The organism is Modestobacter sp. SYSU DS0511 (assembly GCF_054050755.1).
Genome location: NZ_JBJGZY010000021.1, coordinates 57,361 through 71,834 on the forward strand (window position 1 = coordinate 57,361; position 14,474 = coordinate 71,834).

Annotated in this window: 17 protein-coding genes and 1 pseudogene; 6 read left to right on the forward strand and 12 right to left on the reverse strand. The window is 73.7% G+C overall.

Features of this window, described 5'->3' with window-relative positions:
• The first annotated feature begins 58 nt into the window (after positions 1–58).
• The gene (locus ACI783_RS12260; RefSeq protein WP_457140690.1) at positions 59–787 is read left to right on the forward strand and encodes a class I SAM-dependent methyltransferase; all 729 of its coding nucleotides are present in this window, start codon (positions 59–61) and stop codon (positions 785–787) included.
• Positions 788–791: 4 nt separating this feature from the next.
• Here ACI783_RS12260 and ACI783_RS12265 read toward each other — a convergent pair whose 3' ends face one another.
• The 4 genes and pseudogenes from ACI783_RS12265 to ACI783_RS12280 all read right to left on the reverse strand — a co-directional run bounded on the left by ACI783_RS12265 (position 792) and on the right by ACI783_RS12280 (position 3,509).
• Positions 792–2,081, reverse strand: a complete 1,290-nt coding sequence (locus ACI783_RS12265) for an Nramp family divalent metal transporter (RefSeq protein ID WP_457140691.1) — start codon at positions 2,079–2,081, stop codon at positions 792–794.
• 106 nt (positions 2,082–2,187) lie between these two features.
• Complete coding sequence (locus ACI783_RS12270; RefSeq protein WP_457140706.1) at positions 2,188–2,568, reverse strand: superoxide dismutase; 381 nt, start codon at positions 2,566–2,568, stop codon at positions 2,188–2,190.
• A 6-nt stretch (positions 2,569–2,574) separates the two neighbouring features.
• Positions 2,575–2,814: pseudogene (locus ACI783_RS12275) on the reverse strand (superoxide dismutase); the annotation flags it as partial.
• An 86-nt stretch (positions 2,815–2,900) separates the two neighbouring features.
• Entirely contained in the window at positions 2,901–3,509 is a 609-nt protein-coding gene (locus ACI783_RS12280) for a GNAT family N-acetyltransferase (protein ID WP_457140692.1), read from the reverse strand.
• A 170-nt stretch (positions 3,510–3,679) separates the two neighbouring features.
• Between ACI783_RS12280 and ACI783_RS12285 the strand changes: the two genes are divergently transcribed.
• Positions 3,680–4,297, forward strand: coding sequence for an ATP-dependent Clp protease proteolytic subunit (locus ACI783_RS12285; protein ID WP_457140693.1), 618 nt, complete (start codon positions 3,680–3,682; stop codon positions 4,295–4,297).
• Here the strand turns inward: ACI783_RS12285 and ACI783_RS12290 are convergent.
• Positions 4,266–4,970, reverse strand: coding sequence for a Mut7-C RNAse domain-containing protein (locus ACI783_RS12290; RefSeq protein ID WP_457140694.1), 705 nt, complete (start codon positions 4,968–4,970; stop codon positions 4,266–4,268). The genes ACI783_RS12285 and ACI783_RS12290 overlap by 32 nt on opposite strands.
• Before the next feature lie 301 nt (positions 4,971–5,271).
• Between ACI783_RS12290 and nagB the strand changes: the two genes are divergently transcribed.
• Positions 5,272–6,069: a glucosamine-6-phosphate deaminase gene (gene nagB / locus ACI783_RS12295; protein ID WP_457140695.1), complete on the forward strand. Its 798-nt coding sequence runs from the start codon at positions 5,272–5,274 to the stop codon at positions 6,067–6,069.
• A gap of 111 nt (positions 6,070–6,180) precedes the next feature.
• Here nagB and ACI783_RS12300 read toward each other — a convergent pair whose 3' ends face one another.
• The gene (locus ACI783_RS12300) at positions 6,181–6,624 is read right to left on the reverse strand and encodes a rhodanese-like domain-containing protein (RefSeq protein WP_457140696.1); all 444 of its coding nucleotides are present in this window, start codon (positions 6,622–6,624) and stop codon (positions 6,181–6,183) included.
• A gap of 107 nt (positions 6,625–6,731) precedes the next feature.
• Between ACI783_RS12300 and ACI783_RS12305 the strand changes: the two genes are divergently transcribed.
• The 3 genes from ACI783_RS12305 (at position 6,732) to ACI783_RS12315 (ending at position 9,465) form a co-directional block, all read left to right on the forward strand.
• A complete protein-coding gene (locus ACI783_RS12305) occupies positions 6,732–7,394 on the forward strand; it encodes a GntR family transcriptional regulator (protein ID WP_457140697.1) in 663 nt (220 codons plus the stop codon).
• Positions 7,378–8,436: a 1-aminocyclopropane-1-carboxylate deaminase gene (locus tag ACI783_RS12310; protein WP_457140698.1), complete on the forward strand. Its 1,059-nt coding sequence runs from the start codon at positions 7,378–7,380 to the stop codon at positions 8,434–8,436. Before ACI783_RS12305 ends, ACI783_RS12310 begins: the two co-directional genes overlap by 17 nt.
• 84 nt (positions 8,437–8,520) lie before the next feature.
• Positions 8,521–9,465 carry a UDP-glucuronic acid decarboxylase family protein gene (locus ACI783_RS12315; protein WP_457140699.1) on the forward strand — a complete coding sequence of 315 codons (945 nt, stop codon included), beginning with the start codon at positions 8,521–8,523 and terminating at the stop codon, positions 9,463–9,465.
• A 44-nt stretch (positions 9,466–9,509) separates the two neighbouring features.
• On the opposite strand, the gene ACI783_RS12320 is transcribed toward ACI783_RS12315, so the two are convergent.
• The 6 genes from ACI783_RS12320 to ACI783_RS12345 all read right to left on the reverse strand — a co-directional run bounded on the left by ACI783_RS12320 (position 9,510) and on the right by ACI783_RS12345 (position 14,250).
• Positions 9,510–10,238, reverse strand: coding sequence for an alpha/beta hydrolase (locus ACI783_RS12320; RefSeq protein WP_457140700.1), 729 nt, complete (start codon positions 10,236–10,238; stop codon positions 9,510–9,512).
• Between the two features lie 56 nt (positions 10,239–10,294).
• Positions 10,295–10,498, reverse strand: coding sequence for a hypothetical protein (locus ACI783_RS12325; protein WP_457140701.1), 204 nt, complete (start codon positions 10,496–10,498; stop codon positions 10,295–10,297).
• Positions 10,499–10,618: 120 nt separating this feature from the next.
• The gene (locus tag ACI783_RS12330) at positions 10,619–11,743 is read right to left on the reverse strand and encodes a Gfo/Idh/MocA family protein (protein ID WP_457140702.1); all 1,125 of its coding nucleotides are present in this window, start codon (positions 11,741–11,743) and stop codon (positions 10,619–10,621) included.
• Positions 11,740–12,510, reverse strand: coding sequence for a ThuA domain-containing protein (locus ACI783_RS12335; protein WP_457140703.1), 771 nt, complete (start codon positions 12,508–12,510; stop codon positions 11,740–11,742). Before ACI783_RS12335 ends, ACI783_RS12330 begins: the two co-directional genes overlap by 4 nt.
• Before the next feature lie 26 nt (positions 12,511–12,536).
• Positions 12,537–13,415, reverse strand: coding sequence for a carbohydrate ABC transporter permease (locus tag ACI783_RS12340; RefSeq protein ID WP_457140704.1), 879 nt, complete (start codon positions 13,413–13,415; stop codon positions 12,537–12,539).
• A gap of 7 nt (positions 13,416–13,422) precedes the next feature.
• The gene (locus ACI783_RS12345) at positions 13,423–14,250 is read right to left on the reverse strand and encodes a carbohydrate ABC transporter permease (RefSeq protein ID WP_457083199.1); all 828 of its coding nucleotides are present in this window, start codon (positions 14,248–14,250) and stop codon (positions 13,423–13,425) included.
• Positions 14,251–14,474 lie beyond the last annotated feature (224 nt).

Below are 14,474 nucleotides of genomic sequence, written 5' to 3' on the forward strand. Positions count from 1 at the left end.
GACGGCGCGACGTCAGCGAACTCATCGGTGCCGGTGCCGCTGGGTACGGTCCGGGTCGATGGGACTCTCCGACGAGCAGCTCGCCGACCTCTACGACGTGGAGAACACCTGGGCCGCCGACGACGACCTGTTCGTCGCGTTCGCGAACGAGCAACCGGGCAGCCGCGTGCTCGACGTCGGCTGTGGCACCGGCCGCCTGACCCTCGCGCTCGCGGTGGCCGGCCACCGGGTCGTCGGGGTGGACCCGGCTGCCGGACGTCTGGCGGCAGCGCGGCGCAAGCCCGGTGCCGGGGCGGTCACCTGGATCGAGGGGACCGCCGCCGACGTCCCCGGTGAGCAGGTGTTCGACACGGCCCTGATGACCTCCCACGTCGCCCAGGCCATCGCGTCGCGGCGGGCCTGGACCGAGACGCTGCACCACGTACACCGCCGGCTCTGTCCCGGCGGCCGGCTGGTGTTCGACTCCCGGGACCCGGCGGACCGCGCTTGGGAACGGTGGACTCCCGACCGCAGGCGAGGCCTCCACCACCTGTCGGACGGCACGGTCGTGGAGTCCTGGACCGAGTGCACCGTGCGCCCCGACGGGCTGGTGGACCTCGTCGAACACCGGCGGCTGCCGGATGGGGCCACGCAGGCCGAGAGCAGCGTCCTGGCCTTCCGCACAGAGGAGGAGTTGCGGGCCGACCTGACGGCCGCTGGCTTCACCATCGAGCGGGTGCACGGGGGTTGGCACGGCGAGCCGGTCGGCAGTGGTGTCGGCGAACTCGTAGTCGTCGCCCGCCGGTAGGTCCTCACCCGAGGACGAGGTCGACCAGCAGGTAGCCGTTGAGGCCGACGACCAGCGCGGCCACCACCGAACCGGTCAGGGTGGTGATCCGGCGGTTGACCCAGGCGCCCATCAGGTCCCGGCGGCTGGTCAGCCACAGCAGCGGCACCAGGGCGAACGGGATGCCGAAGCACAGCACCACCTGCGACCAGACCAGCGCCGTCGTCGGGTCCCCGCCCAGGCCGAGCACCAGGAGCGCCGGGGCGAGGGTGATCAGCCGGCGGACCAGCACCGGGATGTGCTTGCGCAGGAACCCGGCCATCACCACCTGCCCGGCGTGGGTGCCGACCGACGAGCTGGCGAAGCCGGCGGCGAGCAGAGCGAGGGCGAAGGCGAGCGCGGCGCCGCCGCCGAGCTGGTCGCCCAGGCCGGCGTGCACGCTCTCCAGCGACTCGATGCCGTCGCCGGCGGTGAACAGCTGCGCGGCGATGATCAGCATCGCGGCGTTCACCAGTCCGGCCAGGCCCATGGCGACCAGGACGTCGATCCGCTGGGCGCGCAGCAGCCGCCCCCGTCCGGTCCGGGTGCGGCCCTCGGTGACGACGTCGCCGTAGCGGCCCGGGGTGAGGGCGGAGTGCACGTAGATGACGTGCGGCATCACGGTCGCGCCGAGGATGCCGGTGGCCAGCAGCAGGCTCTCGCTGCCGGCGAAGCTGGGCACCATGCCGGAGGCGACGCCGCCGGGGTCGATGCCCGAGCCCACCAGCGTGTAGGCGAACCCACCGCCGATGACCAGCAGCAGCCCGGTGATCACCCGCTCGAACGGCCGGTACCCGCGCGACTGGGCGGCCAGCAGCACGAACGCGACGACGGCGGTGATCAGCCCGCCGATCGGCAGCGGCACCCCGAACAGCAGGTTCAGCGCGACCGCGCCGCCGACGATCTCGGCGAGGTCGGTGGCGATGGCGACCGCCTCGGCCTGCCCCCACAGGCCCCAGGTGACCGGCCGGGGCAGCCGCTCCCGGCAGTTGGTCGCCAGGTCGCGGCCGGTGGCCAGGCCGAGCTTGGCGGTGAGCGCCTGGATGAGCATCGCCATGAGGTTGGCGGCGACGATCACCCACAGCAGGGTGTAGCCGAAGGAGGCGCCGCCGGAGAAGTTCGTGGCGAAGTTGCCGGGGTCGACGTAGGCGACGGCGGCGACGAACGCCGGGCCGAGCATCGGCCACAGCCGCCGCTTGGCGGCCGGGGGCGCCGGGGGCCGGACGTGCGCCGGCGTGCTGGTGAGGACGGCGGCCTCGGTCTTCGACAGGAACACGGCTTCCTCGCAGGCTGGCTCAGGGGGCTGGCTCCTCTGTGGCTGCCCGGCCCCCGGGGGCCGCAGGGGCCGACCTGTGGCCCCCGGGGGTCAGGCAAGCCTCAGCTCACGCCGGGACGATCAGCCCGCTGGTCGCCGTCCGGGAGCGGGCGAGGCGCTGCTCCACGTCGGTCCAGTTCACGACGTTCCACCACGCCTTCACGTAGTCGCCCTTCACGTTCTGGTAGTCGAGGTAGAACGAGTGCTCCCACATGTCCAGCAGCAGGATGGGCGCCAGCCCCACGGCCAGGTTGCTCTGGTGGTCGTGGAACTGGTTGATCAGCAGCTTCTGGCCGACGGAGTCCCAGGTGAGCGCGGCCCAGCCGGAACCCTGGATGCCCAGCGCGGCGGCGGTGAAGTGGGCCTGGAAGCCGTCGAAGCCGCCGAACTGCTCGTCGATGGCCGCGGCGACCTCGCCCTCGGGGCGGCCGCCGCCGTCCGGGCTCATGTTCGGCCAGAACACCGAGTGGTTGACGTGCCCGGCCAGGTTGAACGCCAGGTTCTTCTCCTGCTGGTTGACCGTGTCGAAGTTCCCGGTCTCCCGCGCCTCGGCGAGCTTCTCCAGGGCGGTGTTCGCGCCGGTGACCTAGGTCTGGTGGTGCTTGTCGTGGTGCAGCTGCATGATCCGGCCGCTGATGTGCGGCTCCAGCGCGCTGTAGTCGTAGGGCAGGTCGGGCAGCGTGTACTCGGGCACGGGGTCTCCTCCGTCGCGGCGTGCGGACGGTGTGGGTCGTCCCCGGGCCGCACGTCACCCCGGTGCCGGTCCGTGGCCCCCGCGGGTCAACTCCGGCGGGGCTGGCGGACCAGGGTCCAGATCGGCAGCTCGTGGTCGACGGCGGTGCGGGTGTTGTGCGTGACGGCGAACCCGAACCGCTGCAGCCAGCGGACGACGGTGGAGGTGTAGACGGTCGCCGCGGCCGGCACCCCGTCGGCGTCGCAGCGCTCGATCACCGGCTGCAGCACCGCCGCGCCCAGCCCCTGGTGCCGGGCCGCGGGGCGGGTGCCGACGGCGTGCAGCCACCAGTGCGGCTCGTCCGGCCGGCCCAGGGCACCGAGCCGCTCGCTGGCCAGCACCACCGGCTGGCGGGCGCCGAACACCCGGGGCAGATCGCGGTCGATCACCGCCTGCAGGTCCGCGGCGTGCGGCGGCGCGTCCGGGGCGGCCCAGGCGGCGGCCGAGTTCACGTCGTCGGTGACCCACGCGGTCTCGGCCAGCACCGGCACCAGCGCGCCCCACAGCTCCGCCCACCGGGACAGCCGCTGGGTGCGGCCGTCCTCGGGCAGCGCCCAGGAGGTCCACCGGTAGTCGGGGTAGGCGGCGGCCAGGGTCGCCGCCAGCCGCGGGACGTCGGCCCGGGTCGCGCGACGGACGACGGGGGGAGTGCTCACCGGTCGATCAGACCACGGGCCCGCCCCGGCGACCTCCCCGGCCGTCAACCCCCATTCGCCGACGGCACAAGAAGTGCGCTGACCGCGCAATCGACCATTTCTGCGGGTCGCCGGGTGTGCATTCCTGCTTCGCTCACGTCGTCCATTCCGGATGTCCGAGAGGAAGACCGATGACCATTCCCGGCACGCCCTGCCCGATCACGATGCGAACCGCTGTCCCGACGGCGACCACCCTCGGCGACGCCGTCTACGAGCGCCTGATGCGCGAGCGGATCGTCTTCCTCGGCCGCGAGGTCGACGACGCCATCGCCAACGACCTGTGCGCGCAGATGCTGCTGCTCTCGGCCGAGGACCCGGCCCGCGACATCCACCTGTACGTCAACTCACCGGGTGGTTCGGTGATGGCCGGGCTGGCCGTCTACGACACCATGCGGTTCGTCGACTGCGACATCGCCACGTACGCCCTGGGCATGGCCGCCTCGATGGGCCAGTTCCTGGTCACCGCCGGAACGGCGGGCAAGCGCCATGCCCTGCCGCACACGCGGATCCTGATGCACCAGCCCTCGGCCGGTCTGCGCGGCACGGCCGCCGACATCACCATCCAGGCCGAGATGCTCGGCCGGCTGAAGCAGCAGGTCAACGAGCTGCAGGCGGAGCACTCCGGGCAGGACGTCGAACGGATCGCCAGGGACTCCGAGCGCGACCGCTGGTTCTCCCCGGTCGAGGCGCGGGAGTACGGCCTGGTCGACCAGGTGCTCACGGACGTGCGCGCGTTGCCGCCGCGATGAGCTCGTCGATGCGACGGGAATGGGCGCCGCGCCAGTAGACCCGCCCGCAGCGGGTGCACCGGGAGAACTCGTCGGCGGTCCGCAGCGTCCCGGGTTCGAGCAGGTCGGCGACCTCGGCCCTGGGCACCGGTGTCAGCTCCCCGTTGCAGGCCGTGCAGCGGGTGAGCGGCGCCGGCGTGACGGCGAAACGGTCCAGCAGGTCGGAGAGCTGGTCGTCCGGGGCGCTCCCGCGGACCAGGGCGCCGCGCGGCAGGGCCCGGCGCATGAGCAGGCCGCGGTCCTGGGTGAGCAGCACCCGCTCCTCGACTGTCGCCTGCGCCACGAGATCCGGGTCGTCGGCGTCGTTCCGCCAGGCGGCGTCCAGCCCGAGCAGCCGCAGCCGCCGGGCCAGGGTCCCCAGCCCGACGTCGAGCAGGAAACCCCCGGCCGGCACCGGCTGCGGCCGGCCGACCGGCCGCACCTCCAGGACGGCGCCGGGGGCGGGCCGGGCGGTGCGGTCCACGGTGACCCCCTCGACGCGCACCTCGCCCACCTCGGTCAGCGGTACCCCGGCGGCCTGCACCAGGTGGGCGACGGTGGCGTCCGGGTCGTGCCCCAGTTCCCGCTCACCGCGTGCCCGGCACCTGAGCGGCAGCAGGAAGCGCAGCGACGGGTCGACCCGGACGACGGTCACGTGCGCGGCCTACCCTGCCGCGCCGCTGATCATCGGCGAGTGGTCGGCCCGTCGGCGTGCCGGGCAGCCGATCGCCGATGATCGACGGGCGGCGGCCGGCCAGGTGAACGGGGCCGCCGGCGTTCCCCGGGCCGACGCCGTCCGTTCCGCCGTCGTCACCCCGGCCCGGCTGCTCGGGCGGGAGGATGGAGGCCAGCCGGTGGTGGGCCGGTGTGCGACGTGCCGGTCACCGACCTGGACCTGACCCCCACCGCCGTCCTGCGGGCCGGTGCGTGGGGTGACCCGAGAGGAGCGCCGAGGCGTGGAGGTCGTCCTGCTGCCCACCCCGGAGGACTGCGGCCGGGTGGTGGCCGACGCCGTCGCCGGGACGGTGCTCGCGGCGCTGGCCCGCGGCGGGCCGGTCGTGCTGGGGCTGGCGACCGGCTCCTCGCCGCTGCTGGCCTACCGGGAGCTGCTGCGCCGGCACGCTGAGGAGGGGCTGGACCTCACCGGGGTGCAGGCGTTCCTGCTCGACGAGTACGTCGGCCTCCCCGCCGGCCACCCGGAGTCCTACCGGGAGGTGATCCGCCGGGAGCTCGCCGACGACCTGGGGCTGGACCCGGCGGTCGTGCACGGTCCGGACGGCTGCGCCGCGGACCCGGTGCAGGCCGGCCCGGAGTACGAGGCGCGCCTGCGGGCGGCCGGCCCGGTGGCGGTGCAGCTGCTGGGCATCGGCGCCAACGGGCATATCGGCTTCAACGAGCCCGGGTCCTCGCTGGCCAGCCGCACCCGGCTGAAGACGCTGACCGAGCAGACCCGGCGGGACAACGCCCGGTTCTTCGGCGGCGACGTCGAGGCGGTGCCCCGGCACGTGGTCACCCAGGGGCTGGGCACCGTCCTGGAGGCCGAGCACCTGGTGCTCGTGGCCACCGGGGAGGCGAAGGCGGACGCGGTCACCGCGGCGGTCGAGGGCCCGGTGACCGCCTCGTGCCCGGCGTCGGTGCTCCAGCTGCACCCGCACGTCACGTTCGTCGTCGACGAGGCGGCCGGATCCCGGTTGGAGCGGGCGGACTACTACCGGTACGTACTGGCCAACAAGCTGCCGCAGCAGGGCTGGTGAGCGGGCTGGCAGCATCACGACGGGGTCTCCGCCGGTCCGACCGCTACGGGGACGGCGTCAAGCACGACGAGTTCCCGTGGTCGCGCTCGGCCGATGACCCGCAGCCCGCGCTCAGCAGCCGCAGCTGACCCCGGTCGGTGCGGTGAGCGGATCGACGTCGGGGCGGGTGAGGCCTGCTGCGGTCTCCACCGGCAGGCCTTCGCGGGCCCAGTACTCGAAGCCGCCGATCATCTCCCGCACCCGGAAGCCGAGCGTCGCCAGCGTGAGCGCGGCCCGGGTGGCGCCGTTGCAGCCGGGGCCCCAGCAGTAGGTGACCACCGGGACGGCGGGGGCGAGCTCGTCGGCGCGCGCGGTGATCTCCCGGCCGGGCAGGTGCAGCGCCCCCGGCACGTGCCCCTGCGCCCAGGCCTCGGTGCTCCGGCTGTCCAGCAGGACGAAACCCGGGCGCCCGGACTCCAGGGCGGCGTGGACGTCGGAGACGTCGGTCTCCACGGCCAGCCGGTGGGCGAAGTGGGCGGCGGCGTCGGCGGGCGGGGTGGACCAGTCGAGCGTCATGACATCGAGGGTGGCGCGGTCCGGGACGGCCGACGAGGGCGAGGACGGACAGAGATCGCAGCGATCAGGTCTTGACGGGAGGACAACTGACATCTGAGATGTCAGTTGTGCCGATCAGTCCCGTCCCGCGCGTGCTGCTGCGTGACCAGGCCGCCCAGCTGATCCGCGCGGCGATCGTCAGCGGCGAGCTGGCCCCGGGCGCCGTCGTCAAGGACGCCGAGCTCGCCACCCGGCTCGGGCTGTCGGTCGCCCCGGTGCGCACCGCCCTGGCCCGGCTCGCGGACGAAGGGCTGGTCGAGGCGAAGCCGCAGAGCCACACCCGGGTCACCCCGTTGGACCCCGGGCAGGTGCGGGACGCTGCCGTCGTCGTCCGGGCGATGCACGAGCTCGCCACCGGCGAGGCCGCCGGCCGCACGACGGCCGAGGACGTCGCCGCGATGCGCGCGGCCAACACCCGCTTCGCGGCGGCGGTGGCCGCCGGCGACCTCCCCGCCGCGCTGGCCGCCGACGACGAGCTGCACCAGGTGCTGCTCACCCGGTGCGGCAACGGCGCGGTGCAGGCCACCGTCGATCGGTTCACCCCGGCGGTCCGGCGGCTGGAGCGGCAGCGGTTCGCGGCTGCGCACGGCCGGGAGTCGGTGGCCCTGCACGACCGCCTGATCGCCGCCTGCGCGGCCGGGGACGTCGCCGACGCCGTCGCCACCACCACCGAGATCTGGACGGCCCTGCTGTCCGAACTGGAGGAGACCCCCGATGACACGAGCAGTTGACCCGCCCGCCGCCCCGAGGGCGACGACCCTTGCCGACTTCCCCCGCTTCCCGCTGCTGTTCGGCCCCTCGCCGGTGCACCGGCTGGACCGGCTGACCGAGCACCTGGGCGGCGCCGCCGTCTGGGCGAAGCGGGAGGACGTGAACTCCGGCATCGCGTACGGGGGCAACAAGACCCGCAAGTTGGAGTACCTGGTCGCCGATGCGCTGGCGCAGGGCTGCGACACCCTGGTGTCGATCGGCGGGGTGCAGAGCAACCACACCCGGCAGGTGGCCGCGGTCGCCGCCCGGGTCGGCCTGAAGTGCGTGCTGGTGCAGGAGAGCTGGGTCGACTGGCCGGACGCCGTCTACGACAAGGTCGGCAACATCCTGATCAGCCGGCTGGCCGGCGCCGACGTCCGTCTGGTCAAGGCCGGGTTCGGCATCGGGTTCAAGGAGAGCTGGGAGGCCGCGCTCGCCGAGATCGAGGCGCGCGGCGGGAAGCCGTACCCCATCCCGGCCGGGGCCTCGGACCACCCGCTGGGCGGGCTCGGGTTCGCCAACTGGGCGCACGAGGTGGCCGCCCAGGAGGCCGAGCTGGGGGTCTTCTTCGACACCGTCGTCGTCTGCTCGGTGACCGGGTCGACCCAGGCCGGCATGGTGGCCGGGTTCGCGCAGCTCGAGGAGGCCGGCGCCCGGCCGCGCCGGGTGCTCGGCATCGACGCCTCGGCCAAGCCCGCCGAGACCCGGGACCAGGTGCTGCGCATCGCCCAGCGGACGGCCCGGGCCATCGGCGTGCAACGGGAGCTGACCCTCGACGACGTCGAGCTCGACGAGCGGTACCACGCGGGCATCTACGGCATCCCGGACGCCGTGACGATCGCCGCGATGGAGCTGGCCGCGCGCACCGAGGGGATGGTCACCGACCCGGTGTACGAGGGGAAGTCGATGGCCGCGACCATCGACCTCGTCGGCCGCGGCGAGATCGACCGGTCGTCGACCGTGCTGTACGCGCACCTCGGCGGGCAGCCGGCGCTCAACGGCTACAGCGCCCTGTTCGGCTGAGCCCCGGGACCGGCGTGGGAGCATCTCGCAGGCCCTGCGTGATCACGCGCCGGAGGCTGGAGCAGGTGGACTGGAGGACGTCACGTGCCGCAGAGCAAGCGGGTCATGGTCACCGGGGGAGCCGGTTTCATCGGGTCGCACCTGTGCGACCGGCTGATCGACCTGGGCCACGACGTGCTGTGCGTCGACAACTTCTACTCGTCGACGAAGGCCAACGTCGCCCACCTGCTGGGCCACCCGCGCTTCGAGCTGATGCGGCACGACGTCACGTTCCCGCTGTACGTAGAGGTCGACGAGATCTACCACCTGGCCTGCCCCGCGTCCCCCATCCACTACCAGCGCGACCCGGTGCAGACCACCAAGACGGCCGTGCACGGCTCGATCAACGCGCTGGGCCTGGCGAAGCGGACGGGGGCACGCATCCTGCTCACCTCGACGTCGGAGGTCTACGGCGACCCCGAGGTGCACCCGCAGACCGAGGACTACTGGGGCCGGGTCAACCCGATCGGCCCGCGGGCCTGCTACGACGAGGGCAAGCGGGCCGCGGAGACCCTCTTCTTCGACTACTGGCGCCAGCACGGGCTCGACATCAAGGTGGTCCGGTTGTTCAACACCTACGGCCCGCGGATGCACCCGCAGGACGGCCGGGTGGTCTCGAACTTCGTGGTGTCCGCACTGGCCGGCGAGCCGCTGACCGTCTACGGGGACGGGTCGCAGACCCGGTCGTTCTGCTACGTCGACGACATCATCGACGGGCTGGTGGCGATGATGGACAGCCCGCGCGAGGTCACCGGGCCGATTAACCTCGGCAACCCCGGTGAGTTCACCATCCGCGAGCTGGCCGACCTGGTCGTGGAGCTGAGCGGCTCCACCTCGACGCTGGACCGCCGGCCGCTGCCGGTCGACGACCCGACCCGGCGCCAGCCGGACATCACCCGCGCCCGGGAGTCGCTGGGCTGGGCGCCGACGGTGGAGCTGCGCGAGGGCCTGCAGCGCACGATCGAGCACTTCCGCGCCGGCCTGGGCTGACCCGGCGCGGGGAACGACCGCGTGGATCCGCCTCGCCCCCCGGCTCAGAGCGGGACGGCGAGGCCCTCGGGGCTGGGCTGCTGCAGCGCGGTGACGACGTCGGGCCGCATCGGCTCCAGGCCGCTGCCGGCCAGGACGACGTCCCGGGCGAGGGCGTGCCAGCGGTGCGCGCGGCGGATCATCGCGTGCCCGCCGGGGACGGTGAACCGGGCCACCCGGGCGCCGGCTCGGCGGGCCCGGACGGCGAAGTCCGCGGAGAGCCTCGCGGGCACCCAGCGGTCGCCGCTGCCGTGCGCGATGACCACGGTCTGCTCGCGCAGGTGCATGACCGGCTCACCGGGCGGGGTCCACGGGGCCAGCGCGCAGACGGCGGTGACCGAGGGCTCGCCGCCGGCGCGGAGCACGGCGCGGCCGCCCATGGAGTGGCCGACCAGGACGATCGGCACGTCGGTGCCGTGCTGCTCGCGGAGCTGCCCGATCGCCCAGCGGACGTCCTGGAGGGCATCGGCGGCCTCACCGTTCCAGCCGGCGACCCGGTAGCGCAGCAGGGCGGTGCCGATGCCGCGCTCGGCGGCACTGCGGTGCACGAACTCCTCGAACGCCCGCATCCGCACCAGGCTCAGCGCGCGCTCGCGGGGCGGTTCCACACTGCTCACCGTGCCGCCGTGGCAGAACAGCGCGACGCCGGAGGTCTCGCCGGCCGCCGGCCGCTGCTCCAGCGCCGGGGAGCGCGGGTCGGGTCGGTGGGCGTCGGGCGTGGCGGAGGCGTCCATGTCCCCAGTCTCGCTGTCGTCCTCGGCGTCGTCTGGTGCTCGGCGTCGTCCGGTGCTCAGCGTCGGCGGCGCTTCCCGCCCAGCTTGGTGCGCGCCCGCTCGCCGAGGTCACCGGCCTTGAGCAGCCCGTTGCTGACGGCGTTCGGGCCGTTGCGCCGCTGCAGGGCCTCGCCCAGGCCACGGAGCACCTTGGTGGCCAGCGGGGCGAGGACGGTGAGGACGACCCACATGCGGAACCGGCGGGTGAGGAAGAGCCACATGATCAGCAGTCTGCCCTGATCCGCCCCTGCCCAACCGGGTCGGTCCACGAGCGGCCAGCGCGGTGGACGTCGGCCGCGCCCTCCGCGGGGAGGCCCCTCGGCGGCGCCCACGTGCCGGACCTAGCCAACCGCGGTCAGGGCCTCGCGCACCGAGGGCCAGCCGGCCAGCGCGTCGTGGACGCCGGGGTGGGTCTCCTCCGCCAGCGCCTGAGCGTGCGCCCGGGCCAGCACGTCGTCCAGCAGCACGGGCGCACCCGTGGCGGCCGACTCGACCGCCGCATCGACCATGGCCAGGCTCATCACGTTCTCGTGCACCTCGCCCATCGGCGTCTCCCCGGTGCGCAGCGCGGCGCAGAACACCGCGAGCGCGCCGGCGATGTCGCTGTGCGGCGAGCGCGGTCGGTCGGTGGCGGTCACCTCGGCGTCCAGCACCGGCTCGATCTCGCCGTCCCACAGCGCCGTTCCGCGCTCGGCGCTGACCCGCCAGGCGCCGTTCCACGACGTCTCCGCGCCGGGCGCGCACCACGAGCCGGTGAACGAGTAACGCGCGCCGTCGGCCATGGTGAACAGCGCCGTGGCGTTCGCGTCCCCGGCGTACCAGCTCCACGAGGGGTTCCACGACGAGCACCACGCCGACACCGGCTCGGCGCCGAGCAGGTACCGGGCCGTGTCGAAGGCGTGGATGGCCATGTCGACCAGCAGCGGCTGCGCCATCGCGTCCCGGAACCCGCCGAACCGGGGCGCCCGGAAGAACTCGGTGGTCATCGTGCCGACGGCACCGAGGTCCTGCACCAGCCCGCGCAGCGCGGCGACCTGCGGGTTCCACCGCCGCGACTGGCTGACCATGAACAGCTCACCGCTGACCTCGGCGGCCGCGGCCAGTGACAGCGCCCGGGCCAGGGTGTCGGCGGCGGGCTTCTCGCCCAGCACCGGCAGGCCGGCCAGCAGTGCCGCGGTGGTGACCGGGTGGTGGGCGACCGGCACGGTCACGTCCACCACCGCGGCTGCGCCCGTCAGCGCCGCCAGCGCGACGGCGTCGGTGCCGATCGGCAGGTCGGGTCGGCCCAGCTCGGCGGCGGCCCGGCCGGCGGCGGCGGTGTCCAGGTCGACGATGCCGACCAGCTGCACCTCGGCCGAGGCCTCCAGCGTCCGCAGCCAGGCCCGGCCCATCGCCCCGGCGCCCACGGCGACGACCGGCAGCGGCGCGTGCTCCCCGCAGTCGACCCGGCGGTGGGTCCCGCTCACGCTCCGCCGTACCCGTGACCGGTGAAGAAGTCCTCGGTCTCGTACCGCAGCAGGGTCGGGTACGCCCGCTCCGGGCGGTCGGTCCGCGCCCACTCGACGGCGTTGGAGATGACCCGGCGCACGCCCTTGTGGTGGTAGACCGGGTAGTCCTGGTCGCCGGGCCGGAAGTAGAAGATCTTCCCGTGCCCGCGCCGGAAGGTGCACCCGGACCGGAACACCTCCCCGCCGGAGAAGGTGGACAGGAACACCAGCTCGTCGGGGGCGGGGATGTCGAAGAACTCCCCGTACATCTCGTCCTCGTCGATGACCATCGGGTGCGGGATGCCGCGCGCGATGGGGTGGGTCGGGTCGACCGTCCACACCAGCTCGCGGTCGTGCGCGCTGCGCCAGCGCAGCGTGCACGTCGTCCCCATCAGCCTGGTGAAGATCTTCGACCAGTGGCCGGAGTGCAGCACGACCAGGCCCATCCCCGACAGCACGTGCCGGTGCACCCGCTCGACCACCTCGTCGGCGACGTCCGCGTGCGCGGCGTGCCCCCACCAGGTGAGGACGTCGGTGCCGGCCAGCACCTCCTCGGTCAACCCGTGCTCCGGGTCGCCGAGGGTCGCGGTGCGCACCACGACCTGCTCCCCGAGGTTGGCCTCGATGCCCTCGGCGATGGCACCGTGCATGCCGCTCGGGTAGCGAGCGGCCACCTCGGGCTCGCGCTGCTCGTGCACGTTCTCGCCCCACACGGTCACGCGCAAGGGCTGGGCGGGGACGGTCACGGGAGCTCCTGACTGCTGGACGCCGGTCACTTGACCGCGCCGCCGGTGACGCCCGCGGCGATGTAGCGCTGGGCGAGGACGAGCAGGACGACCGCCGGCAGGGAGGACAGCACGGCGGTGGCCATGACGGTGCTCCAGTCGCTGACGTAGGTCCCGATGTACTGGTAGAGCCCGAGGGTGATCGGGCGGACCTCGGCGTTCGTGGTCAGCGTCAGGGCGAAGAGGAAGTCGCCCCAGGTGAAGAGGAAGGTGAACATCCCGGCGGTGATCAGCGCGTTCCGGCTGATCGGCAGGATGATGTGGAAGAAGGCGCGGATCGGGCCGGCGCCGTCCATCCGGGCCGCCTCGGTCAGCGAGGGCGGGATGCTGCCCATGAACGACCGCATGATCAGGATGCCGAACGGGATGCCGGCGGTCGAGTCGGCCAGGATCAGCCCGGGGATCGAGTTGAGCAGGCCCAGGTCGTTGTAGGCGCTGTACAGGGCGTTGGCCACGACGATCCCGGGGATCATCTGGCTGATCAGGATCCCGAACAGTACGATCCCGGCCCCGCGCACCTTGAAGTGGGCCAGCGCGTAGGCCGCCGGGGCGGCGATGAGCAGGCTCAGCACGACGCTGCCCAGCGAGACCACCAGGCTGGTCATCAGGTTGCCGCCCTGGTCGGCGATCGCGGTGGAGTACCCGTCGAAGCTCAGCGCGAAGGGGAACCACGAGGTGCTCGCCGCCGACCCCGCTGGCTGCAGCGAGACGTTGAGCATCCAGTACAGCGGGAAGAGCAGCACCGCGAGGATGGCGATCCCGGCGACGGTGTAGCCCCACGGCCCGCGAGGGCCCGCGGTCCCTCGCCGCCGTCTCTTCCGGGCCGGGGCGGTGTCGGGCAGGGGGAGGGTGGCGCTCAGCGACACGGGGACCTCACTCGTCCAGGGCGCGGCGGTTGGCGCGCAGGTAGAGGACCGCGAACACCAGCGAGACGACGATGAGGATGTTGCCGGCAGCGGCACCCTGGCCGAAGTCGAACTGCTGGAAGCTCAGGTTGTAGGACTGCGTGGCGATGGTCTGCGTGGAGTTGGCCGGCCCGCCCTCGGTGAGCCCCAGGATGATGTCCAGGGCCTTGAGCGTGTAGACGACGCCGAGCACCAGCACGACGGTGACGACCGGCCGCAGCAGCGGCCAGGTGACGTACCGGAAGGCCCGCCAGCGGGTGGCGCCGTCCAGGGCCGCGGCCTCGTAGAGCTCCTCGGGGATGTCCTGCAGACCGCCGTAGAGGATCGTCGTGTTGAAGGGGATGCCGATCCAGATGTTGACGACGACCACGGTGATCAGGGCCAGCGAGGTGCTGGTCAGCCAGCCGGGGTTGGCGTCGGTGACGCCCAGGCCACCGAGCACCTGGTTGAGCACGCCGGTGTCCTTGTCCAAGATCCAGCGCCACACCGCGCTCGCCGCGATGAGCGGGATGAGCCACGGCAGGAGCAGCAGCGAGCGCAGCAGCCCGCTGAGCGGGAAGCGCTTGCGGAAGAACAGGGCGATGGCCAGCCCGAGGACGAACTGGCCGAGGATCGACCCGACGGTGAACAGCACCGTGTTCAGCGCGGCCTTGGTGAACACCGACGAGCCGATGACCTCGCGGTAGTTGTCCAGGCCGACCCAGGGCGCCTCGCCGGTGACGAAGGTGCGGGTCGTGTACTCCTGGAAGCCCATCAGGGCGTTCTGCACCACGGGGTAGCCGAAGAACAGCAGCATGTAGACGACGGCCGGGACCAGGAACCCCAGCTGCAGCAGCCGCTCCCGCGACCGGGTCGAGCCGCGGCGCGTGGGCTCCTCCTCGACCTCGGGCCCCGCCGGGGGGGGGGGGGGGGGGGGGGGGGGGGGGGGGGGGGGGGGGGGGGGGGGGGGGGGGGGGGGGGGGGGGGGGGGGGGGGGGGGGGGGGGGGGGGGGGGGGGGGGGGGGGGGGGGGGGGGGGGGG

Coding starts and splice junctions, on each gene's coding strand:
- ACI783_RS12260 (WP_457140690.1), top strand. CDS start 59: ATGGGACTCTCCGACGAGCAGCTCGCCGACCTCTACGACGTGGAGAAC.
- ACI783_RS12270 (WP_457140706.1), bottom strand. CDS start 2,568: ATGAGCCCGGACGGCGGCGGCCGCCCCGAGGGCGAGGTCGCCGCGGCC.
- ACI783_RS12285 (WP_457140693.1), top strand. CDS start 3,680: ATGACCATTCCCGGCACGCCCTGCCCGATCACGATGCGAACCGCTGTC.
- ACI783_RS12300 (WP_457140696.1), bottom strand. CDS start 6,624: ATGACGCTCGACTGGTCCACCCCGCCCGCCGACGCCGCCGCCCACTTC.
- ACI783_RS12310 (WP_457140698.1), top strand. CDS start 7,378: ATGACACGAGCAGTTGACCCGCCCGCCGCCCCGAGGGCGACGACCCTT.
- ACI783_RS12320 (WP_457140700.1), bottom strand. CDS start 10,238: ATGGACGCCTCCGCCACGCCCGACGCCCACCGACCCGACCCGCGCTCC.
- ACI783_RS12325 (WP_457140701.1), bottom strand. CDS start 10,498: ATGTGGCTCTTCCTCACCCGCCGGTTCCGCATGTGGGTCGTCCTCACC.
- ACI783_RS12345 (WP_457083199.1), bottom strand. CDS start 14,250: ATGCTGCTGTTCTTCGGCTACCCCGTGGTGCAGAACGCCCTGATGGGC.